Raw genomic sequence first — 23,657 nt, 5'->3', positions numbered from 1 at the left:
GCGGAAGGGCGTGACCTCCCAGGCTGGAGTTCGTGCGCAGGACCGACCCGCGCACGAAGGACGGAGGAGGCGACATGGTGAACGAGATCGACGTCACGGTTCGTGGGTTCGTCGGGCACAACCCGACGCTGAATCAGCGAGAGGGACGCCAACCGTACCTGCGCCTGAACGTGGCCAGCACGCCGCGCGTTCGGGACCGCGACGGTGAGTGGGGTGACGGACGGACCCAGTGGTTCGCGGTGAAGTTCTTCGGCAGCTTCGCAGCGAACGCGGCCGGGAGCGTGCGCAAAGGTGATGCCGTACTGGTGCGGGGGCGGCTGGAGCACGAGGAGTACCTCTCGCGAGACGGTGAGCAGCGATGGAGCGCGGTGATTATCGCGGACGCGTTCGGTCCTGATCTGCGCTACGCCGAAGCGAGCGTGCGCAGGGTCACCCGCTCATCCGCAGCGGACGAGTCCGCGGAATCAGCGGATGGTGAACCCGAGAACGCAGGTGCAGGTGACGCGCACGAGCAGGATGGTGCCGAAGCCGATGGGTTCAGCGGTGGCGTTGACGTCTCCGGACTGGTCGAACTGCCGGACGATGAGACCCCCGTGGACCCTGCTGACGATGGGGACCGCCCCGAGAACGGGTATCTGGTGGAGAAGATCGGCGCATGAGGGGGTGACTCGGCCACAGGTACACCGAGGAGCCCCGAGGGCCGTAGGCTGGGCAGTTGATCCACCCCTACCTTCTTGGGAGAACTGTGGCCGAGTACATCTACTCGATGGTGAAGGCGCGTAAAGCGCACGGTGACAAGGTCATCCTCGATGACGTGTCGATGTCGTTCCTCCCCGGAGCGAAGATCGGCATGGTGGGACCGAACGGTGCCGGAAAGTCCACGATCCTGAAGATCATGGCCGGACTGGACACCCCCTCTAACGGCGAGGCGCGGATCGCGCCCGGCTATTCGGTCGGCATCCTGCTGCAGGAACCGCCGCTGAACGAGGAGAAGACCGTCCTCGGCAACGTCGAGGAGGGCGTCGGCGCGATCAAGGGCAAGATCGACAGGTTCAATGAGATCGGCACTTTGATGGCCGAGCCCGACGCCGACTTCGACGCACTGATGGAGGAGATGGGCAGCCTGCAGGCGGAGATCGACGCCGCCGACGCCTGGGATCTGGACTCCCAGCTCGAGCAGGCCATGGACGCCCTCCAACTGCCGCCCGCGGATGCGGAGGTCACCCACCTCTCCGGTGGTGAGCGCCGCCGTGTGGCGCTGGCCAAACTTCTCCTGGAACAGCCTGATCTGCTCCTGCTCGACGAGCCGACCAACCACCTGGACGCCGAGTCCGTGCAGTGGCTCGAACAGCACCTGGCTAAGTACCCCGGCGCCGTCATCGCCGTCACGCACGACCGCTACTTCCTCGATCATGTGGCCGGTTGGATCGCCGAGGTGGACCGCGGGCGCCTCTACCCCTATGAGGGCAACTACTCGACCTATCTGGAGAAGAAGGCGGCCCGCCTGGACATCCAGGGCAAGAAGGATGCCAAGCTCGCCAAACGCCTCAAGGACGAACTCGACTGGGTGCGTTCCTCGGCCAAGGGGCGCCAGGCCAAGTCCAAGGCGCGGCTGGCGCGCTACGAGGAGATGGCAGCGGAGGCCGATCGCACCCGCAAGCTGGACTTCGAAGAAATCCAAATCCCACCGGGCCCTCGCCTAGGTTCTGTGGTCATCGATGCCAAGGGCCTGGAGAAGGGATTCGGCGAACGCCAGTTGATCGACGGCCTGAGTTTTACGCTGCCGCGCAACGGCATCGTCGGCGTCATCGGCCCGAACGGTGTGGGAAAGACCACGCTCTTCAAGACCATCGTCGGCCTCGAGCCCCTTGATGGCGGAGACCTCAAGGTCGGCGAGACGGTCGACATCTCCTACGTGGACCAGGCCCGTGGCGGAATCGACCCGAACAAGACCCTGTGGGAGGTCGTCTCCGACGGGCTCGACTTCATCCAGGTGGGACATGTGGAGATCCCCTCCCGGGCCTACGTCTCCCAGTTCGGCTTCAAGGGCCCTGACCAGCAGAAGCCGGCCGGCGTTCTTTCCGGTGGTGAGCGGAACCGCTTGAACCTGGCTCTCACGCTCAAGCAGGGCGGCAACCTGCTCCTGCTGGACGAGCCCACCAACGACCTGGACGTGGAGACGCTCGGCAGCCTGGAGAACGCGCTGCTGAACTTTCCCGGGTCCGCCGTGGTGATCTCCCACGACCGCTGGTTCCTGGACCGTGTGGCCACCCACATCCTCGCGTACGAGGGCACCGATGAGAATCCCGCCAACTGGTACTGGTTCGAGGGGAACTTCGCCGACTACGAGGCGAACAAGGTCGAACGCCTCGGCCCGGACGCGGCGCGCCCGCATCGGGTGACGTACCGCAAACTCACCCGGGACTGACGCGCATGCCTCGCGTCCGAGTTCCGGTTCCGATGCGTTGGTCGGATGTGGACGCCTACGGGCATGTCAACAACGCCGCCATGCTCACCCTCTTGGAGGAGGCACGCATCGCGACGTTCTGGGCGGACGGATCCGAGGGTCCGGCCGTGGGTACCAAGGTGCTCACGGCCGGACCGACGGCGACCAGTTTCACCCTGGTGGCCAGGCAGGAGATCGAGTACCTAGCACCACTGGACTACAGCCAGGAGCCGGTACCGGTGGACCTGTGGGTCGGCCGGATTGGCGGCGCCAGTCTCGAGGTCTGCTACGAGGTCTACTCCCCGGCCGGGGCTCTGTGCGCGAAGGCAGCCACGTCCATCGTGATGGTCGATGCTGCGACAGGCCGGCCCCGCCGGCTCGCGGATTCCGAACGCGGCGCACTCGAGGCACTTCTCGAGGCACCGATCGAATTCCGTCGCCGCTGAAGCTCGCCCTCTGGTGGGTCGAACTCCACCAGAGGGCGAGACCGCTGATCAGGTCAGCGGCGTGACATCCCGATTGGCGATGTATTCCGGGCGAGGCGCCGGCGCCGCGTACGGTTCCACCAAGGCGTTCTCGACCGAGTTGAACACCATGAACACGTTTGACCGCGGGAACGGGGTGATGTTGTTCCCCGATCCGTGCATGATGTTGGAATCGAACCAGAGCGCTGAACCTGCTGGTCCGGTGAACTGGTCGATGCCGTACCGGTGTGCCATCTCGGTGACAGCCTCCTGGCTGGGTACACCGACCGTCTGCTCCTTGAGCGAGGAGGCGTGGTTGTCTGCAGGGGTCTGGCCCACACCGGGTGCGTAGGTCTGGTGCGAGCCAGGCATCACCATCAGCCCCCCGTTGAACGGATAGTTGGGCGTGAGGGCGATGGAACAGCTGACCGCGCGCGGCGCGGGCATTCCGTCCTCAGCGTGCCAGGTCTCGAAATCGGAGTGCCAGTAGAACCCGCTGCCCTTGAAACCAGGCATGTAGTTGACCCGGGTCTGGTGCAGGTACACATCGGAGCCGAGCAGTTGCCGGGCCCGGTCGAGCAACCGTGGGTCCCGGGTGAGGGCGTCAATCGCCTGACTCAACGTGGTCACCTCGAACACGGTGCGCACATCACCGGTCGCCTTCTCGGTGATCACGCGCGGATCTCCGGACAAGCTCTGGTCCGCGGAGAGGCGACGTAGCTCAGCCGAGTACAACTCCACCTCTTCCGGGGAGATGAAGTTCTCCAGGATGGTGAATCCGCGCTGCTCGTGCGCCTGAAGTGCGGCGGCATCAAACGGGCCGTCTGCCTCCGAACCCCACACCGTGGGGTGCTCGCGCTCGATCGGCGGTCCCGGTACATCGCCCGTGCGAGTCGGGTAGAGATCCTGCTGGATGGTTGTGGTGGTCATCGGTGAATTCCCTTCTCCCGGCGTGCGCCAGGTGTCGTGAACTTTCCATGCCCGCTCTCGCGGGCCCACCAACGACGAAACCTGCTGCTTCTCGCTCAGCTCTGACGTGCCGAGCGAGAAACAGCAGACCTCGCGGGAGGAATCAGTGTTCCTCGGTGATCAGCGGGTAGACCCCGTTCTCGTCGTGGACTTCCCGACCAGTCACCGGAGGGTTGAACACACACACCGTACGCATATCAGTGCGGGGAAGCACGCGGTGCTTGTCGTGGTTGTTCAACAGGTAGATCGAACCCGGCTTGAGGTCGTGCACCTCATCGGTGGCGAGGTCGACGATCTGCCCCTCACCCTCGACGATGAATACCGCCTCGATGTGATTGGCATACCAGAACTCGTTCTCGGTCCCCGCGTACAGCGTGGTCTCGTGTACCGAGAAGCCGGCACCCTCCTTGGCCAGGATGATTCGCTTGCTGCGCCAGTTCGGGGTCTTGATGTCGGCGTCGGTGTCGTTGATCTCGTCGATGCTGCGCACGAGCATGAGGGGCGTCTGCCTTTCGATTCAGGAGGGGGTGGCCGGTGATCGGCCCGAACTCAGGATGAGTGTCTCAGCCGGCCAGGACCGCCGCGACCGAATCGCGGATGATGCTCAGGCCGCGGTTGAGCTCGTCGTCAGAGAGGGTCAGCGGCGGCAGTAGCTTGATCACTTCATCCTGCGGGCCAGATGTCTCGATCAGCAGCCCGCGAGTAAAGGCTTCCTTGGCCACGGCCCCGGCATTGGCCGGTTCCCCGAACTGCAGCCCACGTGCCATCCCGCGGCCCTTGGAGATGAGCCCGGCGTCGGGGTACTCGGCCACGAGCGCGTTGAACGCCGACTCGATCACCAGGCCCTTCGCCTTCGTGGACTTCTCCAACTCGTCGTCTGACCAATACTGGCGAATCGATTCGGACGCCGTCACGAACGCCGGGGCGAACCCACGGAAGGTGCCGTTGTGCTCGCCCGGCTCGAACACGTCGTACTCGGGCCGCACCAGGGTCAGCGCCAGCGGCAGCCCGTAGCCACTGATGGACTTGGACAGCGTGATGATATCCGGCACGATCCCAGCCTCTTCGAAGCTGAAGAAGCCCCCGGTACGTCCGCAGCCCATCTGGATGTCATCGACGATGAGCAGCATGTCGTACTTCTTGCACAGTGCAGAGAGCGCTTGCAGCCACTCGACGCGCGCGCTGTTGATGCCGCCTTCGCCTTGTACGGTCTCCACGATCACGGCCGCCGGTTCGTTCAGGCCAGATCCGGCATCTTCGAGCAGCCGCTCCAGGTACATGAAGTCTGCGACGTCGCCGTCGAAGTAGTCGTCATAGGGCATCGGCGTGGCGTGGACCAGCGGGATACCCGCGCCGCCGCGCTTCATCGAGTTCCCGGTCACTGAGAGGGCGCCGAGCGTCATGCCGTGGAACGCATTGGTGAAGTTCACGATGGCCTCACGGCCGGTGATCTTCCTGGCGAGCTTCAGCGCGGCCTCCACGGCGTTCGCGCCGCCGGGGCCGGGGAACATCACGCGGTGATCGAGTCCACGCGGGCGCAGGATCTGCTCGGTGAACGTGGTGAGGAACTCGTTGCGTGCCGTGGTGAGCATGTCGAGGGAGTGCACCACGCGGTCATCGGTGAGGTACTCCAGGAGCACCTTCTTCATCAGCGGGTTGTTGTGCCCGTAATTGAGGCTGCCTGCGCCGGCGAAGAAGTCGAGGTAGGCCTGGCCGTCCTCGGTGAACATCTCGGCGCCCTTGGCGCGGTCGAACACCGCGGGCCAGGAGCGCGAGTAGCTCCGGACGTCGGATTCGAGCGCTGTCGTATCTTTCGTCATCAGACTCATGCCATTCTTTCGTGGTCGCGGCTGGGTTCAGCCATCAGGTGGTGGTCGAGGAGAGTCGTTCGCCGACGCTCCTGTATCTCGTTCATCGGGCGTGCAGACCGCTGATCTCCAGGCGGGGCTCACCGGGGTGGTCGTCCGGGAAGTCCTCGGCTCGCAGCCCTTCGCTCCAGGTCAATTCGCCGCCACGGCTGCGCGCAACAGCGGTGAACAAGGCACGAGATGCGTCGTTGGACTCTTCGACGGTCGCCTCCAGCGCCGTCACGTCCGGGTTCGTATCGAGCAGATCGTGCAGCATGCGACCTGCCACCCCGCGTCCGCGTGCACGGGCGCTCACGCCGACCTGCCACACGAACAGATGGTCGGGGCGGTCCTGCGGACGGTACCCGAGGACATAGCCCACGGGTTCGGTGCCCAGCAGCGCCAGACGACAACTGGAGGAGAAGTCTCCGGCGAGGATCAGGTACGCGTATGAGGTGTTGAGATCGAGCCCGCACTCGCGGGCCAGTTCCCACATCGCACGTCCGTCAGCAACGGTGGTGCCGCGAATGCTCAGATCGTCACGGGTAGGCATCGGATTGGTCGAGTCTGCACTTGTTGGCTTCGTCATACGGCTCTCTACGGTAGCCACTCCCGGCAGCGATGGGAACCGGGTATACCCCTGACAGCCGCCTCGTGCCGGGTCCCAGCCCACCACTCTCCGGCATCCTGATGCGGAAAGGTCACCCCTGAGCGAGATCCCTGTCACGCCCACCCTCACTAGACCAAATAGTGAGACGGGACGGTCGGGATGCGCCGAATCTCGCGGAAGTGAGGGGTCGATCACACCGAGTCCCGGCCGCGGGCTAGGGTGTGCGGGTGACATTCCAGCGCCGATGCAACCGCACAGCAGCCACGCCATCGAGGCAGCGATGACGGGAGCGTTGCGCCGTGCAATCCATGCCGTGCTGCTGCCCGGATTCTCGGGGGTCTCGGTGCCCGAGTGGGTGGCCGACGCCAACGATCTGGCTGGCGTGCTGCTGTTCGCTCAGAACACCCCCGACCTGGCCACCACCGCGCGCCTGAACGCCGACCTACGCCGAGCCCATCCTGATCTGTTGATCACAATCGACGAAGAAGGCGGCAACGTCACTCGTTTGCAGGCCGATACCGGCTCACTGCTCCCGGCACCGGCCGCTCTCGGGGCTGTGGACGATGTGCAACTCACCGAGTCGTGTGCCCATGCCATGGGCGCCCTACTCGCCGCATGCGGGTTCGACCTCACGTTCGCGCCGGTTCTCGATGTGGCCGCCCGCCCGGACAACCCGGTCATCGGGGCCCGCGCCTTCGGAGCCGCCCCCGAACTCGTGGCTCGCCACGGCCGCGCCGTGGTGCGTGGTCTGCGCGGTGCGGGCGTTCTCAGTGGGGGTAAACACTTCCCCGGCCATGGGGACACCAACGTCGACTCACACCTGGCCATGCCCGAACTCGATGTGGATGAGCACATCCTCGAAGCTCGTGATCTGGCGCCCTTCCGGGCCGCGATCGAGGAGGGGATGGATGCGCTGATGGTCGGTCATCTGATGGTGCCCGCACTCGATACCGGCGCCCCTGCCTCTCTCTCGACGACGATCCTCGCCCGCGCCCGCGGGCTCGGGTTCACCGGTCCGCTGGTGACCGACGCCCTGGACATGAAGGCCGTTTCTGCCGACGGGGTGGGCGCTGCGTGCGTGCGAGCGCTCGCGGCGGGGGCCGACCTGCTCTGCCTGGGCTCCACGGCTGAAGTGGCTGACGACGGAGCTCACTTCGGCGAGGTGGTCGCCACGATCGAGGCCGCCGTCCGGGGCGGTCATCTGGACGAGTCCCGCCTGCACGAGGCGGCCGCACGGATCGCAACACTGCGGCGTGCGCGGCGATCTGCGGTCACGGCGACCGACGTGGAGAGCGCACGGGACGCCGTCGAGAGAGTCGGCACTGAGGCGGCACGGCGAGCGATCCGTACGCGAGGCGACGTGCACCTGCGGCCAGGGGACGTCGTCACGGACCTGATCGTGCGCTGGGACCAGGCAGCCGGAGCCACGTCCGGTCCGATGACCGGTGAATTGATCGAGGCCTGTGGTCTCGTGCCGGTCGACCTCCAAGGCCCCGGGGGCAGCACGATCCCGCCGGGGCGCCGGCTGGCCGTCGTATCCCGTGAACCTGATGGGCGCCTGGCGGATGTCCTTGCCGCCCACCCAGACGCCCTGCTCGTGCACGTCGGAGTGGCCGAGGCGGCCCCGGACCACCCGCACATCGTTTTCACCGACGGTATCGGGCTGGCCAGCGCCCGCGCCGCTGCGCAGGCCTGTAGTTCCCCGACCGGAAGAAGACGTTCATGACCACTGATGCCAATGATGCTGCCCTACTTCAGGTGAAGTCCCCGACTGAGGAGCGCAACCCGCGTACGGCCGAGATCGACATTCAGGACGCTGCCGGCATCGTGCGGCTGATCGCCGACGAGGACGCCCGCGTCGCCGGTGCCGTGGCGGCAGTCGGTGACCGGATCGCTGCCCTGGTCGAACTCGGCGTCGCGGCCCTTGCCAGTGGTGGTCGGATCCTCTACGTCGGATCGGGAACGTCCGGTCGCCTTGCCGTGCTCGACGCCGTTGAGCTCCTCCCCACCTACCGGGTCGGCGATGACCAGGTGACGGCGTTCCTCGCCGGCGGGGCCGAGGCGATGACCCGCCCCGTGGAAGGCGCTGAGGACGATCCGGCGGCCGGTGCCGCCGACGTTGCCGGCGCGCGTGATAGCGACCTGGTGATCGGCTTGGCCGCGAGTGGCCGCACCCCCTACGTGCGGGGCGCCCTGGAGGCCGCCGTGAAGCAGGGCGCGAGTACCGGTCTGATCGCCTGCAATCCGCACGCCGAACTGGCCGATCTCGTCGACGTGGCCGTGTTGGTGGACACCGGGCCCGAGGTGGTCACCGGCAGCACCCGGATGAAGGCCGGGACAGCTCAGAAGCTTGTGCTGAACACCTTCTCCACGGCCACCATGGTGCGGCTCGGCAAGACGTACTCGAACCTGATGATTGATGTGCTGCCCACGAACCAGAAGCTGCACGGGCGGATCGTGCGGATGCTGGTGCAGGCCACCGGTCGATCACAGCAGGAATGCCGGACTGTGCTGGCCGAAGCCGGGGACCCGCGCACGGCCCTGGTCTGCCTGATCGCCGCCGTCGGGGCGGATGAGGCGCGGGCAGCACTGGCGCAGAACCCCCCCGATCCTGCCCGGAGCCACGATCCCGCCGGGGTCCGGTCGGCCGTGGCTGCGCTCGGCGGCTAGGCCGCCGAGCGCAGGGTGTTGCGACGACTATCGCACGTGTCCTATCGCAACCAGGGGAAGCGCTGGACGATGGCTGTGCTTGCCCACCACTTGCCCAGGCCCCAGGTGTCGCCGGCAAGCGTGGCTGCAGCGATGATCAGGAGCAGTGCCTCGTGCCAGTGGGAGTCGATGATCGGATTCGTGGCAGGCTCACCGATCCACGGCAGCGCCACGAGGTACATGAAGACCATCAGGAGCGCCCCGGTGACGGCGGCGATGCGCAGGCCGGCCCCGGCGATCATCGCGACCCCGATGCCGAGCAGGCCGATCATGAAGAGGGTGTCCCCGACGGGGTTGAGAAACAGATCCTGGAAGAGGCCGGAGAGCGGCTGGGCAGGGTCGAGGTTGCCCAAATACCCCTGCGCCGGTGTGCCGCCATTGATCCAGGCTCGCTCGGCCGGGGTGGTGAACCCGAGACCGAACGTCTTGTCCAGGAATGGCCACAGGAAACTGAAGCCGATCACGATCCGGCCGATCGCGAGGACCCGGCGGGCCCACACGGAACGGATGAGGTCGTCCTGCGTCCTCACGGTGGTGGCTGTCTGAGTCGTCGTGGTGCTCATCGCGAGTGTCCTTGTGTGCGGGGGGTCCTGGCTGAACCCTGTGACACTCACTCTTCATCCATCGCCTCGTCGGCAGTAGGGCCATAGGTCCTACGGGTCTTCGACCGTCTCAGTTGCGCGCCTGCGGCACCCGGACCATGCCCTCCTGCGCAATGGTGGCCACCAGCTCACCGTCCCGGCTGAACACCTTCGCTGCACCGAGGCCGCGCCCTCCTCGGGCGGAGGGGGAGGACTGCGCATAGAGCAACCACTCGCCGGCATCGACGTCGCGGTGCCACCACATGGCGTGGTCCAGGCTGGCCACGCTGGCCTCCGGGGTCATCCAGGACAGTCCGTGCCGCCGCATGATCGGTTCCAACATGACCTGGTCGCAGGCGTAGGCGAGCAGCGCGCGCTGCTGGAGTTGGTCGCCGGGGATCGGCGCGCGAGATCGCATCCACAGGAACTGGTGGTCTGTGGGCTCCGCGGCCGGTCCGGTGAACAGGTTCCCGGCCGTATGCCGCAGGTCGAAGGCGCCGTTGCGGTAGAAGAACTGCGCCACCGGGTGGTCGAGGGAGTTGAACAGTTCGACCGAGCTCGGGAGCGATTCCGGGGCCGGGACATCCGGCATCTCGTCGGCGTGCTCGAGGCCGACCTGCTCTTCCTGGAACGAGGTGATCATCGACAGGATCGGCACCCCGGACTGCAGCGCGTGGGTGCGCCGGGCGCTGAACGAGCGGCCGTCGCGCAGGCGTTCGACGGCGAACGTGATCGGTTCGTCCAGGGCGCCCGGCCGCAGGAAGTACCCGTGCACGGAGTGGGGGAGACGGCCCTCGCTCACGGTGCGTCCCGCGGCCAGCAACGCTTGCGCGAGTACCTGCCCGCCGTAAACGCGCCCGTGCAACTGGGGCAGGGAACTTCCGACGAAAGTGTCGTCTCCGGTCTGGTCGAGTTCAAGAGCGGCCAGCACGGCTGCGAGGGGCTCCGGTTCCGAGTGCTGTGCGGTTGTCGAGCCGTTCATCGCCTCAGTTCTCCTCGAATGTGTTCACCATGGAGTGCGCGGCGCGCTCCAGGTAGTCCCAGAGTGTGGCCTTGTACATCGGGGCAAGGCCGGCCTCGTCCACTGCCACGCGCATATGAGCCAGCCATCGGTCCCGGGCTGCGGGCGTGACCCGGAAGGGAGCATGCCGCATCCGAAGGCGCGGGTGCCCGCGCGTGTCCGAGTAGGTGGTGGGGCCGCCCCAGTACTGCTCAAGGAACATCCGGAGCCGGTCTTCGGCCGGTCCGAGATCTTCTTCGGGGTACATCGGGCGCATCAGGTCATCCGTGGCGACCAACTCGTAGAACCGGTGCACGATCGCGCGGAAGGTTTGCTCGCCGCCGACCGCCTCGTAGAAGGAGACGGTCTCAGGCTGGTTCGCAGCTGGGCGACCGCTCGAACTGAGGCCAAGGGTGGGGCGCTGTCCGGCATTGCTCGCGGGGTTCGTGCTCACCGTCCCAGCGTAGGCCGTCCGTGGACCGGTCGGTGCGGGTGCGGCGAGGCCATGATCACAGCGCGAGCTCAGCGAGAACCGGGAGCGCCCCACGGACTGCGGCGCGTGCATCCTCAGAGCTCTCGGCGGCCACTGCCAGCCCCGCGACCGTGCGGCATTCGGCCAGGGTCACCGCGTTCAGCAGGGCGGCCACGTCTCCGAGGGCGCGGGGGGTCATGGATAGGCTGGTCACGCCCAGGCCCACGAGCACCGCAGCGAGGGCGGGGTCGGCAGCCGCCTCTCCACAGACGCCAACCGGGCGGCCCTGCGCCTGCCCGCCGGTGCAGGTGAGTTGGATCAGCCGGAGAACCGCCGGATCCCACGGTGTGGAGAGCGGAGCGAGCGCGCCGAGCAGGCGGTCAGCTGCGAGTGTGTACTGGACCAGATCGTTGGTTCCGATGGAGGCGAAGGCGGCCCGAGCCAGCATGGGCCCGGCCAACAGTGCCGCGCTCGGCACCTCAACCATCACGCCCGCGGTATGCAGTCCGTGGGCTTCACAGGCGGCCACGAAGGACTCTGCCTCCTCCACCCGGCTGACCATCGGTGCCATCACCCAGACGTCGGCCTCGTGCGCTGCGGCCGCCGTGGCGATCGCGTCCAGTTGATGCTCGAGCACATCCGGGTTGTGTAACGCGGTGCGGTACCCGCGTACACCGAGTGCAGGGTTCACCTCGTCGCTGTCGGTCAGGAACGGCATCGGCTTGTCCGCACCCGCATCGAGTGTGCGGATCACCACCTTCTTGCCGCTGAACGCGCGCAACACTGCTGAGTACGCGTCGACCTGCTCATCGACGCTGGGTTCATCGTCACGATCCAGGAAGCAGAACTCGGTCCGGAACAGGCCCACACCTTCGGCGCCCGAGGCCGCTGCCGGCTCGGCCTCGGCCACCTCGCCCACGTTCGCCAGGAGCTCGACCCGGTGCCCGTCCTTCGTCGTCCCCGGCGGGGTGAAGGTGCGTGCCGTGGTGCGGGTCCGAGCGGCTTGCACGGCCTCAGGCGAGGGGTCCAAATACACCCGGCCGGCGCCACCGTCCACGAGCACCAGCTCGTCGGTGGCGATGCGGTCCAATGCCTCACCCACGCCCACGACGGCCGGGATCCCGAGGGCTCGAGCCAGGATTGCCGTGTGCGAGGTCGGACCACCCTCTTCGGTGACCAGCGCGCGCACTACGTGCGGATCGAGCTGTGCCGTATCCGCCGGGGCGAGGTCACGGGCGATGAGGATGAACGGCTCTTCACGGGTCGGAACTCCCGGGGTGGGGGCGCCAAGGAGGTGGGCCACAATCCGGTCGCGCACATCGGTCACGTCCCGGGCCCGCTCGGCGAGGTATCCGCCGAGAGACTCGAACTGGTCCGCCACCGCGCCTGCGGCCTCCCACACGGCACGTTCGGGACTGAGCTGCGATTCACGTACCCGCTGCTGGGCGTCGGAGACGAGAGTGGGGTCCTGTGCGATCTGTGCGGTGGTCTCCAGCACGTCGCGAGCCGTCCCCTCAGTGGTCTCGGCCCGTGCAGCGAGATCGTGCGCGACTGCGGTGGCCGCATCGGCGATCGCCGTGCAGGCCGTGTCCGGATCGACCGAACTGCGCCGTCGAGGCGGTTCACCGGCTCCCGTCGTCATCCGTACCGCCGGTCCTGCGGCCCGGCCTGGGGATACTCCTGCCCCAGTGACGACCTTCTGGTCACTGTGCGTCATCGCTCGCCTCCGCGTCATCGGTTGCGTTCATTGTGGTGGTGGGCGGTGGCGGGGTCCACGCGGTTGTAGAGTGGGATGTATCACAAGCGCCGGAGACTGAGGAGTGGACGTGAGCAAGGCCGAAGACATCTTGGCGGCACTGGGCGGCGACGGGAACGTGGTCGACCTGGAGCCGTGCATCACGCGTCTTCGTGTCGAGGTGAACGACCCCTCGTCCGTGAACGAAGACGATCTACGCTCCCATGGAGCGTTCGGTGTGGTGCGATCCGGTCGGGTCGTGCAGGTAGTGGTGGGTCCCGAGGCAGATGAACTCGCCGCCGAGATCGAGGGTCTTCGCGCAGGCTCCTGAGCACCGCTGCACTCCGCGAAGCACGCGTCTCTGGCAAGATCGTCATAGGCGCGGCCGTCGACGGCCGTTGCACCGAATGATGGGGAGCGTTGGACCACGCCGTGACGGAACAGAGCAATGACGCCCTCAGCAGCGACCTGCGCAAACTCGCTGCTGCACACGGGGTCGCCACGCACTTCTGGGACTTCCATGGCGCGCGACGCGAAGTAGCCGCGTCCACTGTCCGCGCGGTGCTCGCCGCCATGGGAGTGCCCGCTGACACCCCGGAGGAGGTCAGGGCCTCCCGGCGCGAAGCCACACTGGCACCGTGGCGGCGCACCTTGCCCTCGTGTGTGGTGATGTGCGCCGGGCAGACCAGTTCGGTGGCGGTGCATGTGCCGGACGGGGCCGCCGTCCGGGTGTGGCTCGAACTCGATGGTGGGGGTTCTCGCCCGCTGGTGCAGTTGGACACCTGGGTCGAACCCCGCGATGTGGACGGTTCCCGGATCGGCCGGGCCACCTTCGAACTCCCCGATGACCTGCCGCTGGGATGGCACGAGATCGTCGCCGAGGTCGGCGGGACCGGTCCGGCACCGGGTGGGCCTGCGCGCGCTCCGCTCGCCGTCACTCCGGCGACGTTGCCACGACCAGAACTGCGGGCCGATCTCGGCGGTCGCGCCTGGGGCCTGATGGCGCAGCTGTACTCCGTGCGTTCGGCACGTTCGTGGGGAATCGGCGACTTCGCTGACCTCGCTGAACTCGCCGGACTGGCCGGCGAGGTGGGTGCGGACTTCCTGCTGATCAATCCGGTCCATGCCGCTGAGCCGAGTCCACCGCTGACGCCCTCGCCCTACCTCCCGGCCACTCGCCGTTTCGTGAATCCGCTCTACATCCGCCCCGAGGAGATCCTGGAGGCTGGGTACCTGCCGAACGCCCAACGGACCCTGATGGAGTGGGGTGCGGAGTCCGTGCAGCAGATGAACTCCAGTTCCGGACCGCTGGACCGGGACGCGGTGTGGCAGGAGAAGAAGTCGGCCCTGGAGACGATCTTCGCGAGCGGTCGCAGCCGTTCCCGGCAGCGGGAGTTGGATCGCTTCCGCGCCGAGCATGGCCAAGGGCTGGAGGACTTCGCCCTGTGGTGCGCCGTCACGGAGGCCTACGACGAGGAGTCCTGGCCCCTCACCGATGACGCCACCGCGGCCTCCCTGACCGCATTGCGCCGCACACTGGCCGACCGGGTGAACTTTCATTGTTGGCTGCAGTGGGTGGCCGACGAACAGCTGGCCCGGGCGGCGCGGATCGCGCGGGAGTCCGGGATGCGGATCGGGGTCATGCAGGATCTCGCGGTCGGTGTGCACCCGGAGGGTGCTGACGCGTGGTCGATGCGTCACGTGTTCGCGCGTGGAATGTCAGTGGGTGCCCCACCGGACATGTACAACCAGCAAGGACAGAACTGGTCGCAGCCGCCATGGCGCCCCGACGAGCTCGCCGAGGCGGGCTACGCACCGTTGCGCGACCTCGTGCGCACTGTGCTCCGGCACGCCGGCGCGATCCGGGTGGACCACATCATGGGCCTGTTCCGGCTGTGGTGGATTCCTGAGGGCGCGCCGGCCGGTGCAGGCGCCTACGTGACCTATGACCACGAAGCCATGGTGGGGGTGTTGGCCCTGGAAGCACACCTGGCCGGCGCCATGGTGATCGGTGAGGACCTGGGCACGGTGGAGCCGTGGGTGCGCGATTACCTCAGCGAACGCGGTGTGCTCGGTACCTCCGTCCTGTGGTTCGAACAGGTGGACGGGCGTCCACGCCCCGCCGAGGACTACCGCGAATTGGTGTTGGCCACGGTGACCACGCACGATCTGCCGCCCACGGCCGGGTACCTGGCTGAGGAACACGTCGATCTACGCGAGCGCCTTGGCCTGCTCAGCGAACCGGTCGCCCAGGTGCGCCTCGCGGCACGAATCGAGCGGGAGCGGATGCTGGAGGTCCTCCAGGAGCGCTTCCTGCTTCCGCAGCACCCCACGGAGCGGCAGGTGGTGGAGGCACTGCACCGGTACGTGGCGCAGACGCCGTCGATGCTTGTGGGTGTGTCCCTGGCCGATGCCGTGGGGGAGCGGCGCGCCCAGAACCAACCCGGGACGGATACGGAGTACCCGAACTGGAAGATCCCGTTGGCCGACGGCGGCGAACAGGTGGTGCTGGTGGAGGACCTGGCGGGGAACGCGCGGTTCGCCTCCTTGGTCACCGCCCTCACCCACGAGCTGCGCGAACGGGCTTGAATCGATGACTCTGCATATCTGCGCGCCCGTCGCCGGCACGACGGTGCCGATGACAGAGGTGCCGGATCCGGTGTTCGCCCAGGAGATCGTGGGCCCGGGCGTGGCGATTGACCCGCTCGCCACCGCAGGGTGGGCCTCGGTGGACGTCTTGGCACCGCTGGAGGGACGCGTTCTGAAGCTCCACCCGCACGCCTTCGTTGTGGTGAGCGGCTCTGGTCAGGGAGTCCTAGTGCACCTCGGCATCGACACCGTGCAACTGGCGGGTGCCGGCTACACCCTGCACGTCGCCGAAGGCGAACAGGTGGAGGTCGGGCAGCGGATGGTCACCTTTTCTCCCCAGGTGATCGCCGACGGCGGCCGCTCGCCCGTGTGCCCCGTCGTCGCCCTGGACGCTCGGTCTGGGCAGGTCCGCGTGGTCGCATCGGGGACGGTCGCTGCCGGCGATCCGTTGCTGGAGTGGAAACCGTAAGAGTTGTGTGCACCACCGTGACGATTCAGCGGGCTGCGCGGTCGGCCTCCTGCGCGGCGAGCGCCCGGCGCACCGTGTCCCGGTTCTCCACCACGAGTCGGCGCAGCGCAGGTGCTCGCTCGCCCAACTGGTCGAGGAAGGCGTCCGTGCGGGCGAGCACGTCGACGCCGGTGGAACCGTCGATATCGGCCAGTCGCGTGGGATAGAGGCCCACCACGATGTTCTGGGCGATCTCATTCGTACGTTCGGCCCAGATCGACTCGATCGAGGCGAAGTAGCGTTCGGTGAACGGCACCAGCAGGCTCCGATCGCTGGCGCCGACCCGGCCGAATCCGCCGATCAGCGCACTCTGCACGGCGTTCGGCAACTCGTCGGATTCCACCACGGACGCCCACACGGCTTCCTTGGCCTCCGCCGTCGGCAAGGAGGCACGGGCGGCGGCTGCTGCCCGGCGGCCAGCGGCCGTGGAGTCGCGCTGCTCCTCGGCGGTGATCTCCTCTTCGCCGGCCCCGCCGGCGGTGGCCAGTCCACCGAGCAGATCCCAGCGCAGATCGGTGTCCACGGACAGCCCCCTCAGGGTGCGCTCACCCGAGAGCAGCTCGCGCAGTACGTTCTGGTGCGCATCGGTGCTCGCGCGCCCAGCGAATGCCTTGACGAGCTGGAGTTGGCTGTCCGATCCCGGCTCAGCCTTCTCGGCGATCTCCCAGAGCCGATCGGCCACCTGGCTGCCGATACGATCCTGCTCCGCCGGGTCGGTGTAGAAGGAGACCGCTGTGGCCAGTTGACGCAACAGCACCAGCAGTACGGTGGAGTCGGTTTCCGCGCCGATGTTCTCGGTGACCAGATTGATGAACCGGCGGGCCGGCCACTCGCCGTCGCGGGTCATATCCCAGGCTGCGCTCCAGACCATGGCCCGCGGCAGGGACTCGGTGAACGCTTTCAGGTGCTCCACCGCGGTCTCCAGAGACTGCTCGTCGAGCCGGATCTTCGCGTAGGCGAGGTCATCGTCGTTGACCAGGATCAGCTGCGGACGGTCGATGCCGACGAAATCAGGCACAGATGTGGCCGCACCGTCGATGTCCAACTCGGCCCGGTGGGTGCGCACCAGAGTGCCCTCGGCGTTCACGTTGTAGCCGCCCACGGCGATCCTGTGTGGGCGCAGGACCGGGTGGGTCTGCGGGGCCTCCTGGGTGATCTGAAAGGAGGTGATCCTGCCGGTGGAGTCCACCTCGACGGCGGGGCGCAATAACGTGACTCCCGCCTCTTCGAGCCACAGGGCGGACCAGGCGGTCAGGTCGCGGCCGCTGGTGGCTTCCAGCTCGACGAGCAGATCACGTAGCTCGGTGTTGGAGCGAGCGTGCTTGCGGAAGTACGTCTGCACCCCGGCGAGGAAGCTCTCCTGGCCCACCCATGCCACGAGCTGTTTGAGCACGGAGGCGCCCTTGGCGTAGGTGATCCCATCGAAGTTCACCTCGACGTCTTCGAGGTCATTGATCTCGGCCACGATCGGGTGTGTGGAAGGGAGCTGGTCCTGACGGTACGCCCAGGACTTCTCCAGCGAGTTGAACGTGGTCCACGCCTGCGTCCATCGGGTGGCCTCGGCGGTGGCGAGAGTGGAGGCGTACTCGGCGAAGGACTCGTTCAGCCACAGGTCGTTCCACCAGCGCATCGTCACCAGGTCGCCGAACCACATGTGCGCGAGCTCATGCAGGATCGTCACGGCTCGGCGTTCCACCGTGGCCTCGGCCACCTTGGAGCGGAACACGTAGTTCTCCACGAAGGTGACGCAGCCGGCATTCTCCATGGCACCGGCGTTGAACTCGGGCACGAAGAGCTGGTCGTACTTCTCGAACGGATACGCCATATCGAACGCCCGCTCATAGAAGGCGAACCCGGCGCGGGTGATGTCGAGGATGTTCTTGGCGTCGAGGTACTCGGCGAGAGATGCCCGGCAGAACACGCCCAACGGAATCCTGCGGCCGTCGGAAGAAGTGAGCTCGCCGCCCACCCGATGGTAGGGGCCCGCCACCAGGGCGGTCACATAGCAGGGCAGTGCACCGGTGGGGGCGAAGTTCCAGGTCGCTGTGCCGTCGTGGGCGGGCCTCGGCTCGGGTGTGGGGGAGTTGGAGACGACCTTCCAGTGCTCCGGGGCGGTCACGGTGAACTGGAAGGTCGCTTTCAGATCGGGCTGCTCGAACACGGCGAACACGCGCCGGGTGTCGGCCACCTCGAATTGGGAGTACAGGTAGATCTCCTCATCCACCGGATCCACGAATCGGTGCAGGCCCTCACCGGTGTTCATGTAGGCACAGTCGGCGACGACGCGGAGCGTGTTCTCGCCGGCGAGGTCGGCGAGCTGGATCCGGGAGTCGGCGTACACCCGAGCGGGGTCGAGCCGGGCGCCGTTGAGCTCGATCTCGTGCACCGCGGGTGCAATCAAGTCGATGAAGGTGGTGGCGCCGGGCTCGGCGGTGAAGTGCACCTGCGTGGTCGAAGTGAACGTGCGCTCGGAGCCGGTGAGGTCGAGTTCCACGTGGTAGGCCGTGGGGCTGACCAGGCGTGCGCGGTCGGCGGCTTCGCTGCGGGTGAGGTTCTCTCCAGGCACGAACGTTGCTCCTTGATCTGGTGGATCGACGGTGATTCCCGGCCGGTGGGCCGTGGCACGATCCTGCCATCACCACCGCCGCGAAGGGAGTCGCGCCGTGGGCCGTAGGGTGGTCACATGATCGATCAACGGTGGGTCTTTCGCGACGACGTCGAGGCAACAGTGGCCGGAGACGGCGTCACGCGGCGCGTGCTCGCCTATGACCAGAACGTGATGTGCGTGGAGAACACCTTCGAGGCAGGGGCGGTCGGTCCACTGCACCACCACCCGCACACGCAGATCACCTATGTGGTCAGCGGGGTATTCGAGTTCACCATCGATGGCGTGGTCAAGACTGTCAAAGCGGGCGATTCGATGCTCAAGGTCAGCAACGTCGAACACGGATGCGTCTGCCGTGAGGCGGGCACGCTGCTGGACCTGTTCACCCCGATGCGTGAGGACTTCGTCTGAGCCTGGCGTACAGCAGCATGTCTCGACGCATGCCGCCGATCTCCTGGTGACTGCGCAGCAGGCCTTCACGTACGTAGCCGGCACGCTCGGCGGTGCGGATCGATCCGGCGTTCCAAGGCTCGATGTAGAGCTCGACCCGATGCAGATCATCCAGGGTCCAGGCGAACGAGGTCAGCGCAGCCAGCGCGTCCGCCGCATAGCCACGACCTCGATGCAGGGGCGAAACGCTATAGCCCGCCGTTGCTCGGCCTTCGGTGAGCGCGCGCAACCACAGCCCGGCGGCACCGACCGCCAGATCGGTGGACGAGTCCGCGATCGCGAAGGAGTATCCAGAACCGTCGTGTGCTCGGCAGTGCTGGCGTTCGATCCACGCCAGGCCTTCAGCGTGGCTGTACTCAGTGGGGACCGAGCCAATGGCCGGTACATAGGGGTCGGTGGCCAGTTCAGCCACGAGGTGGACGTCCGCCGTGGTGAACGGGCGCAGGCAGACACGCCCGAATGAGGGGCGCTCACGCGGCCACGTCAACTCGCTGTTCATCGCACGCCATCCTGCCAGAGCATCTGGGTGCTCACGCAGATCCGAGGGAGCGGAATGCCTCGGGTCATCCTGTCGTTGCCGAGAGAGAACCGCCAACCCGCTGAACCTGAGGAGATTGCGTGAGCACTGCGACCGAGCCCGCCACCGCCGCCACCACCGAGACCAGCAAGGACGTGGCCGATTTCTGGTTCGACCCGGCATGCCCGTGGGCGTGGATGACCTCGCGATGGATCACCGAGGTCGAGAAGGTTCGTGACATCAGCGTGCGCTGGCACATCATGAGTCTGTCCGTGCTGAACGAGGGCCGCGAGGAACTACCGGAGAACTACAAGGCGATGCTCGTCAAGGGCTGGGGTCCGGTACGGGTGATCAACGCCGCCCGCGTCCTGCACGGCGAAGAGTGGGTGAAGCCGCTCTATGACGCGATCGGCACGCGCTTCCACCCGGGCGGCCGCGGAGACGACCGGCACGAGGTGCTCGTGGAGGCACTCGCCGAGGTTGGTCTCCCGGCAGATCTGATCCGGTTCGAAGACTCCGACGAGCACGACGAGTCACTGCGGGCCTCTCATGCCGAGGGCATTTCGCTCGTGGGTGAGGATGTCGGCACCCCGGTGGTGGCGTTCAACGGCACCGCGTTCTTCGGACCGGTGATCACCCCGGCTCCCAAGGGAGAGGAAGCCGGCAAACTGTGGGACGGCGTCGTGGCTGTGGCCTCCTACCCGGGCTTCTACGAGATCAAGCGCACGCGCGACCAGGGCCCGATCTTCGACTGATCCGGCGACATCCGGCCGGCCTCCGTTCCGGGCCCCGGGCCGTGCTGGCCCGGGGCATCGGGGCCTTCGGGCTGTCCGGATGTACCCCGGACGAGGTGACCGTGGGTCGGAGCGGCTACCGTAGTGGGGCACAAGTAGCCGAAAGACGGAGGATCGATGGCCCAGCGCGGACTCACGCCAGCAGTGATTGCGCTCATCGTGATCGATGCACTCTTGGTCCTGACCTTGGTGATCATCCTGATCACCTGGCCGAACACGAGCACTCCGCAGGCGTCGACCTCCGGGGACGAGTCCGCGACCGCCGAGGCCGCGGCTGCCGAGGACGGCGCGGGCGACGACGATGGTGCCGCTGACGGTGAGTCCCCTGACGGCGAGACCGACGCCGCTGAGGTGGACGTCCCCGAGGGCGCGCTGGACCTGACTGACTTTCAACTGCCGAGCGGCAATATCTGGTGCGAGATCACCGGAGATGCGGCCACGTGCGTGATCGAGTCGTTCGGATTCTCGCCCCCGACGATCGAGGGGTGTGACGCCGAGGATTCTGGGTACCGCTGGCAGGTCACGGCTGATGGCGCCACGCCCGTGTGCGGCGGTCCGCCCGAGCAGCCCGAGGGCTTGACCGAACTCGCCTACGACGAGGCAACTGTCGCGGGTGACTTCCTCTGCGAAAGTACCGAGGACGGCGCAATCTGCCGATCCATCACGAGCGGCCACGGCTTCCAGATCGCCCGCGGCGGTACCCGCACCTTCTGACGCCATCTCATTCTGTGAGACCGGCCGTCGGCGTCGTATCCGCTGGCGCGCATTGTGGTGAAGTACTTCTCATGTCCGCGATCGAGCCCGTTGCCACCGGTGCGCGGGTCGAGCATGCTCTGAGGTGGGTGCCGGTGCGAATGCCGGGGCGAATGCGCTGTTCCTCGAACAGCGCCGCGATGTGCGACTTCTGTCGCTGTCGCTGAGTTCCGCCCCGCACCCCCGTCACCGCATCAGGAGCACACGATCATGGCCGTCACCACCGGCACCACTTGGGATGTCATCCTCTCCGCCCGCCCCGTCGCGCCCGAACCTGGCAGCACGGACCTCAGCGTCCGCGCCACGTACCAGGAAGTCCTGTACGAACGCGCAGTCCTCGTGGACCTCCGTGAGGACTCCGAGCGGCGTCGCGGCGTCGTCCACCCCGACCTGGCGGCGGTGCCGGTCCGGCCGCAGGAACTGGTCACCTGGTTGGTGAACGATCCGCCCGCCCGCCCGGTGGTCTTGCTCAGTGAGGACGGCGACCTGGCACGGCACGCGTCGGAGACGCTCGCTGAACTCGGACTCGCGCGGCCGCGCTACGCCGTCGGGGGCTTCCGTGCCTGGCTCCAGGCTGGTCTGCCGGCCCGCACGGCCCGGTTGAGGGTCTGACTGGGCCGAGCGGGAGCAGTCACCAGATCCGGACGCGTTCGTCAGGGTCCAACCACAGGCCATCGCCCGGCTGAACGTCGAACGCGGCCACGAACTCGTCGAGATTGCGCACCGTTGCGTTGCAGCGGATCTCGTCGGGGGAGTGCGGATCGATCGAGAGCAACCGGAGCGTCTCCTCGTCACGCGCCTTGGTGCGCCAGCAGCGCGCCCAGGCGACGAACAGGCGCTGCATCTCTTCCGTCGTGACGTCCTCACCGCGTCGTTCCTTGGCGATCCGGAACGCCTGGATGCCGATACCGAGCCCACCGAGGTCGCCGATGTTCTCTCCCACGGTGAGGGCGCCGTTGACCGTGTGAGAATCGTCGAGTTGAGCAGGAGAGAGCACGTCGTACTGGGCGATGAGGGCCTTGGTACGCGTCTCGAACTCCGCACGATCGGACTCGGTCCACCAATCGCGCAACCGTCCCGTGCCGTCGTAGCGGCTGCCCTGGTCGTCGAAGCCGTGCCCGAGCTCGTGCCCGATCACCGCACCGATCGCACCATAGTTCGTGGCGTCGTCGGCATCTGCGTCGAAGAACGGCGGCTGCAGGATCGCTGCGGGGAATACGATCTCGTTCATCGAGGGGTTGTAGTAGGCGTTCACGGTTTGCGGGGACATGAACCACTCGTCGCGGTCGATCGGACCGCCCAGCTTGTTCAGTTCGTAGTCCGTCTCGAACGCCTGCGCCGCCCGCACATTGCCGAGCAGGTCGTCATCGCTCACCTCGAGACCGGAGTAGTCCCGCCACTTGGCCGGGTATCCGACCTTCGGGGTGAAGGCTGCGAGCTTCTCCAGCGCCAACTCCCGAGTCTGCGGGCTCATCCAGTCCAACGTGGAGATGGACCGCCGGTACGCCTCCACCAGGTCGGCCACCAGCACATCCATCGCCCCCTTGTGGGACGGCGGGAAATGCCGCGCCACGTAGAGCTTGCCCACGGCCTCGCCGAGCACGCCTTCGACGAGAGTGACCCCGCGCTTCCACCGCTCCCGGATCTCTTGGGCGCCGGTGAGCGTGCGCCCGACGAAGTCGAAGTTCTCCTCGACGATCTTGCTGCTCAGGTATGGTGCGCGCCCGCGGATCACCCGCCAGGTCAGCCATAGGCGCCAGGTGTCCACCTTCTCGGATTCCCATGCGCGGGAGAACTCGGCGAGGTAGTCGGGCTGGCGCACCACGACCTGAGCCAGGGCACCATGCGGTGCACCCAGCGACGCGGACCACCCGCGCCAATCGAAGGCTGGGGCCAATTCCACGAGTTCATCCAGGGTCAGCTGGTTGTAGGTGGCGTGAGCGTCCCGGCACCGCACCCGGTCCCAGTGACCGCCGGCCAGCCGGGTCTCCAGCGCCATCACGCGTTCCGCGGCGCCGTGCGCTTCCGCCTCCGTCACCACACCGGCCAGCGCCAGCATCGCCGCCACGTGCGGTACATACGCGGCACGGACACCGGCGTGCTCTGACTCGCGGTAGTAGGCCTCGTCCGGCATCCCCAGACCGGATTGCTCCAGGTAGACGATGTACCGGGTCGGATCGTCGGAGTCGACGTCCACGAAGGGTGCCACCGCACCGCCGATACCAGTGCGCTGCAGGCTGCCGAGAGCCCGCGCCAGTTGGTCGGTGGTGTGCGCAGCTGTCACCAGTTCCAGATCGGCGGCGAGGGGCAGCGTGCCCAGGGCGTCGACCCGTTCGGTCGCCATGAAGGAGGCGTAGACGGCCGCGATCTTCGCGGCTTCGGGGCCGGCCGGATCATCAGCTGGTACGTCCGCGGCCTCGGTGATCAAGGTGCGTACCTGTGCCTCGGCCTTGTCATGCAGTTGGTGGAATGTTCCGTCGCGGCCACGGTCGGCCGGGATCTCGTGGCTGGCCAGCCACGCACCGTTGACGTAACGGAAGAGATCATCCTGCGGGCGGACCGCGGGGTCCATGGCAGCGGTATCGGCGTCGGCAATGGTGCTCATCCC

23 protein-coding genes are annotated in these 23,657 nt (G+C 67.1%); 12 read left to right on the top strand and 11 right to left on the bottom strand.

Features of this window, described 5'->3' with window-relative positions:
• Nucleotides 1-74: 74 nt before the first annotated feature.
• The 3 genes from LQF10_RS12745 to LQF10_RS12735 all read left to right on the top strand — a co-directional run bounded on the left by LQF10_RS12745 (nt 75) and on the right by LQF10_RS12735 (nt 2,892).
• Nucleotides 75-659 carry a single-stranded DNA-binding protein gene (locus LQF10_RS12745; RefSeq protein WP_231064217.1) on the top strand — a complete coding sequence of 195 codons (585 nt, stop codon included), beginning with the start codon at nt 75-77 and terminating at the stop codon, nt 657-659.
• An 86-nt stretch (nt 660-745) separates the two neighbouring features.
• Nucleotides 746-2,428, top strand: a complete 1,683-nt coding sequence (gene ettA / locus LQF10_RS12740) for an energy-dependent translational throttle protein EttA (RefSeq protein WP_231067335.1) — start codon at nt 746-748, stop codon at nt 2,426-2,428.
• Nucleotides 2,429-2,433: 5 nt separating this feature from the next.
• Nucleotides 2,434-2,892 carry an acyl-CoA thioesterase gene (locus tag LQF10_RS12735; RefSeq protein ID WP_231064216.1) on the top strand — a complete coding sequence of 153 codons (459 nt, stop codon included), beginning with the start codon at nt 2,434-2,436 and terminating at the stop codon, nt 2,890-2,892.
• Between the two features lie 48 nt (nt 2,893-2,940).
• Here LQF10_RS12735 and thpD read toward each other — a convergent pair whose 3' ends face one another.
• The 4 genes from thpD to ectA form a co-directional block, all read right to left on the bottom strand.
• Nucleotides 2,941-3,840, bottom strand: a complete 900-nt coding sequence (gene thpD, locus LQF10_RS12730; protein ID WP_231064215.1) for an ectoine hydroxylase — start codon at nt 3,838-3,840, stop codon at nt 2,941-2,943.
• A gap of 142 nt (nt 3,841-3,982) precedes the next feature.
• Entirely contained in the window at nt 3,983-4,375 is a 393-nt protein-coding gene (locus LQF10_RS12725; RefSeq protein ID WP_231064214.1) for an ectoine synthase, read from the bottom strand.
• Nucleotides 4,376-4,442: 67 nt separating this feature from the next.
• Nucleotides 4,443-5,699, bottom strand: a complete 1,257-nt coding sequence (gene ectB, locus LQF10_RS12720; RefSeq protein WP_231064213.1) for a diaminobutyrate--2-oxoglutarate transaminase — start codon at nt 5,697-5,699, stop codon at nt 4,443-4,445.
• A gap of 91 nt (nt 5,700-5,790) precedes the next feature.
• Complete coding sequence (gene ectA / locus LQF10_RS12715) at nt 5,791-6,279, bottom strand: diaminobutyrate acetyltransferase (RefSeq protein WP_231064212.1); 489 nt, start codon at nt 6,277-6,279, stop codon at nt 5,791-5,793.
• A 301-nt stretch (nt 6,280-6,580) separates the two neighbouring features.
• Between ectA and LQF10_RS12710 the strand changes: the two genes are divergently transcribed.
• Both LQF10_RS12710 and LQF10_RS12705 read left to right on the top strand, forming a co-directional pair.
• Nucleotides 6,581-8,062, top strand: a complete 1,482-nt coding sequence (locus LQF10_RS12710) for a glycoside hydrolase family 3 N-terminal domain-containing protein (protein WP_231064211.1) — start codon at nt 6,581-6,583, stop codon at nt 8,060-8,062.
• Nucleotides 8,059-9,006 carry an N-acetylmuramic acid 6-phosphate etherase gene (locus LQF10_RS12705; protein WP_231064210.1) on the top strand — a complete coding sequence of 316 codons (948 nt, stop codon included), beginning with the start codon at nt 8,059-8,061 and terminating at the stop codon, nt 9,004-9,006. Before LQF10_RS12710 ends, LQF10_RS12705 begins: the two co-directional genes overlap by 4 nt.
• Nucleotides 9,007-9,047: 41 nt before the next feature.
• Here LQF10_RS12705 and LQF10_RS12700 read toward each other — a convergent pair whose 3' ends face one another.
• The 4 genes from LQF10_RS12700 to ptsP all read right to left on the bottom strand — a co-directional run bounded on the left by LQF10_RS12700 (nt 9,048) and on the right by ptsP (nt 12,815).
• Complete coding sequence (locus LQF10_RS12700; RefSeq protein WP_231064209.1) at nt 9,048-9,608, bottom strand: DoxX family protein; 561 nt, start codon at nt 9,606-9,608, stop codon at nt 9,048-9,050.
• A gap of 109 nt (nt 9,609-9,717) precedes the next feature.
• Nucleotides 9,718-10,608 (bottom strand): acyl-CoA thioesterase, encoded by an 891-nt coding sequence (locus LQF10_RS12695; RefSeq protein WP_231064208.1) that lies wholly within the window; start codon nt 10,606-10,608, stop codon nt 9,718-9,720.
• Between the two features lie 4 nt (nt 10,609-10,612).
• Nucleotides 10,613-11,080, bottom strand: coding sequence for a globin (locus tag LQF10_RS12690; protein WP_290371094.1), 468 nt, complete (start codon nt 11,078-11,080; stop codon nt 10,613-10,615).
• 55 nt (nt 11,081-11,135) lie between these two features.
• Nucleotides 11,136-12,815, bottom strand: a complete 1,680-nt coding sequence (ptsP, locus tag LQF10_RS12685) for a phosphoenolpyruvate--protein phosphotransferase (RefSeq protein WP_231064207.1) — start codon at nt 12,813-12,815, stop codon at nt 11,136-11,138.
• 109 nt (nt 12,816-12,924) lie between these two features.
• Between ptsP and LQF10_RS12680 the strand changes: the two genes are divergently transcribed.
• From LQF10_RS12680 to LQF10_RS12670, 3 genes are all read left to right on the top strand, one after another.
• The gene (locus tag LQF10_RS12680; protein WP_231064206.1) at nt 12,925-13,164 is read left to right on the top strand and encodes a PTS sugar transporter subunit IIB; all 240 of its coding nucleotides are present in this window, start codon (nt 12,925-12,927) and stop codon (nt 13,162-13,164) included.
• A gap of 101 nt (nt 13,165-13,265) precedes the next feature.
• Complete coding sequence (malQ, locus tag LQF10_RS12675; RefSeq protein ID WP_231064205.1) at nt 13,266-15,422, top strand: 4-alpha-glucanotransferase; 2,157 nt, start codon at nt 13,266-13,268, stop codon at nt 15,420-15,422.
• 4 nt (nt 15,423-15,426) lie between these two features.
• Entirely contained in the window at nt 15,427-15,891 is a 465-nt protein-coding gene (locus tag LQF10_RS12670) for a PTS sugar transporter subunit IIA (RefSeq protein WP_290371093.1), read from the top strand.
• Between the two features lie 25 nt (nt 15,892-15,916).
• Here the strand turns inward: LQF10_RS12670 and pepN are convergent, their stop codons facing one another.
• Nucleotides 15,917-18,496 carry an aminopeptidase N gene (pepN, locus tag LQF10_RS12665; RefSeq protein WP_231064203.1) on the bottom strand — a complete coding sequence of 860 codons (2,580 nt, stop codon included), beginning with the start codon at nt 18,494-18,496 and terminating at the stop codon, nt 15,917-15,919.
• 117 nt (nt 18,497-18,613) lie between these two features.
• Here pepN and LQF10_RS12660 point away from each other — a divergent pair, with 117 nt between their 5' ends.
• Nucleotides 18,614-18,946 carry a cupin domain-containing protein gene (locus LQF10_RS12660; protein WP_231064202.1) on the top strand — a complete coding sequence of 111 codons (333 nt, stop codon included), beginning with the start codon at nt 18,614-18,616 and terminating at the stop codon, nt 18,944-18,946.
• Here the strand turns inward: LQF10_RS12660 and LQF10_RS12655 are convergent.
• Nucleotides 18,918-19,484 carry a GNAT family N-acetyltransferase gene (locus tag LQF10_RS12655; protein WP_231064201.1) on the bottom strand — a complete coding sequence of 189 codons (567 nt, stop codon included), beginning with the start codon at nt 19,482-19,484 and terminating at the stop codon, nt 18,918-18,920. The two genes, LQF10_RS12660 and LQF10_RS12655, sit on opposite strands and share 29 nt — an antisense overlap.
• 119 nt (nt 19,485-19,603) lie before the next feature.
• Here LQF10_RS12655 and LQF10_RS12650 point away from each other — a divergent pair, with 119 nt between their 5' ends.
• From LQF10_RS12650 to LQF10_RS12640, 3 genes are all read left to right on the top strand, one after another.
• A complete protein-coding gene (locus LQF10_RS12650) occupies nt 19,604-20,257 on the top strand; it encodes a mycothiol-dependent nitroreductase Rv2466c family protein (protein ID WP_290371092.1) in 654 nt (217 codons plus the stop codon).
• Nucleotides 20,258-20,413: 156 nt separating this feature from the next.
• Nucleotides 20,414-21,010: a hypothetical protein gene (locus LQF10_RS12645; protein ID WP_231064200.1), complete on the top strand. Its 597-nt coding sequence runs from the start codon at nt 20,414-20,416 to the stop codon at nt 21,008-21,010.
• Between the two features lie 249 nt (nt 21,011-21,259).
• Nucleotides 21,260-21,661 carry a rhodanese-like domain-containing protein gene (locus LQF10_RS12640; protein WP_231064199.1) on the top strand — a complete coding sequence of 134 codons (402 nt, stop codon included), beginning with the start codon at nt 21,260-21,262 and terminating at the stop codon, nt 21,659-21,661.
• A gap of 19 nt (nt 21,662-21,680) precedes the next feature.
• Here LQF10_RS12640 and LQF10_RS12635 read toward each other — a convergent pair whose 3' ends face one another.
• Nucleotides 21,681-23,654, bottom strand: a complete 1,974-nt coding sequence (locus tag LQF10_RS12635) for a M13 family metallopeptidase (protein ID WP_231064198.1) — start codon at nt 23,652-23,654, stop codon at nt 21,681-21,683.
• Nucleotides 23,655-23,657: the final 3 nt, after the last annotated feature.

The sequence above is a fragment of the Ruania halotolerans genome, assembly GCF_021049285.1.
GTDB lineage: Bacteria > Actinomycetota > Actinomycetes > Actinomycetales > Beutenbergiaceae > Ruania > Ruania halotolerans.
This window is presented reverse-complemented; position numbering and strand designations above follow the sequence as displayed.

Coding starts and splice junctions, on each gene's coding strand:
- LQF10_RS12695 (WP_231064208.1), bottom strand. CDS start 10,608: ATGAACGGCTCGACAACCGCACAGCACTCGGAACCGGAGCCCCTCGCA.
- LQF10_RS12645 (WP_231064200.1), top strand. CDS start 20,414: ATGGCCCAGCGCGGACTCACGCCAGCAGTGATTGCGCTCATCGTGATC.
- ectA (WP_231064212.1), bottom strand. CDS start 6,279: ATGCCTACCCGTGACGATCTGAGCATTCGCGGCACCACCGTTGCTGAC.
- LQF10_RS12735 (WP_231064216.1), top strand. CDS start 2,434: ATGCCTCGCGTCCGAGTTCCGGTTCCGATGCGTTGGTCGGATGTGGAC.
- ptsP (WP_231064207.1), bottom strand. CDS start 12,815: ATGACGCACAGTGACCAGAAGGTCGTCACTGGGGCAGGAGTATCCCCA.
- LQF10_RS12725 (WP_231064214.1), bottom strand. CDS start 4,375: ATGCTCGTGCGCAGCATCGACGAGATCAACGACACCGACGCCGACATC.
- ectB (WP_231064213.1), bottom strand. CDS start 5,699: ATGACGAAAGATACGACAGCGCTCGAATCCGACGTCCGGAGCTACTCG.
- LQF10_RS12710 (WP_231064211.1), top strand. CDS start 6,581: ATGCAACCGCACAGCAGCCACGCCATCGAGGCAGCGATGACGGGAGCG.
- LQF10_RS12635 (WP_231064198.1), bottom strand. CDS start 23,654: ATGAGCACCATTGCCGACGCCGATACCGCTGCCATGGACCCCGCGGTC.
- LQF10_RS12640 (WP_231064199.1), top strand. CDS start 21,260: ATGGCCGTCACCACCGGCACCACTTGGGATGTCATCCTCTCCGCCCGC.
- LQF10_RS12700 (WP_231064209.1), bottom strand. CDS start 9,608: ATGAGCACCACGACGACTCAGACAGCCACCACCGTGAGGACGCAGGAC.
- thpD (WP_231064215.1), bottom strand. CDS start 3,840: ATGACCACCACAACCATCCAGCAGGATCTCTACCCGACTCGCACGGGC.
- LQF10_RS12705 (WP_231064210.1), top strand. CDS start 8,059: ATGACCACTGATGCCAATGATGCTGCCCTACTTCAGGTGAAGTCCCCG.
- LQF10_RS12670 (WP_290371093.1), top strand. CDS start 15,427: ATGACTCTGCATATCTGCGCGCCCGTCGCCGGCACGACGGTGCCGATG.
- LQF10_RS12660 (WP_231064202.1), top strand. CDS start 18,614: ATGATCGATCAACGGTGGGTCTTTCGCGACGACGTCGAGGCAACAGTG.
- LQF10_RS12655 (WP_231064201.1), bottom strand. CDS start 19,484: ATGAACAGCGAGTTGACGTGGCCGCGTGAGCGCCCCTCATTCGGGCGT.
- LQF10_RS12745 (WP_231064217.1), top strand. CDS start 75: ATGGTGAACGAGATCGACGTCACGGTTCGTGGGTTCGTCGGGCACAAC.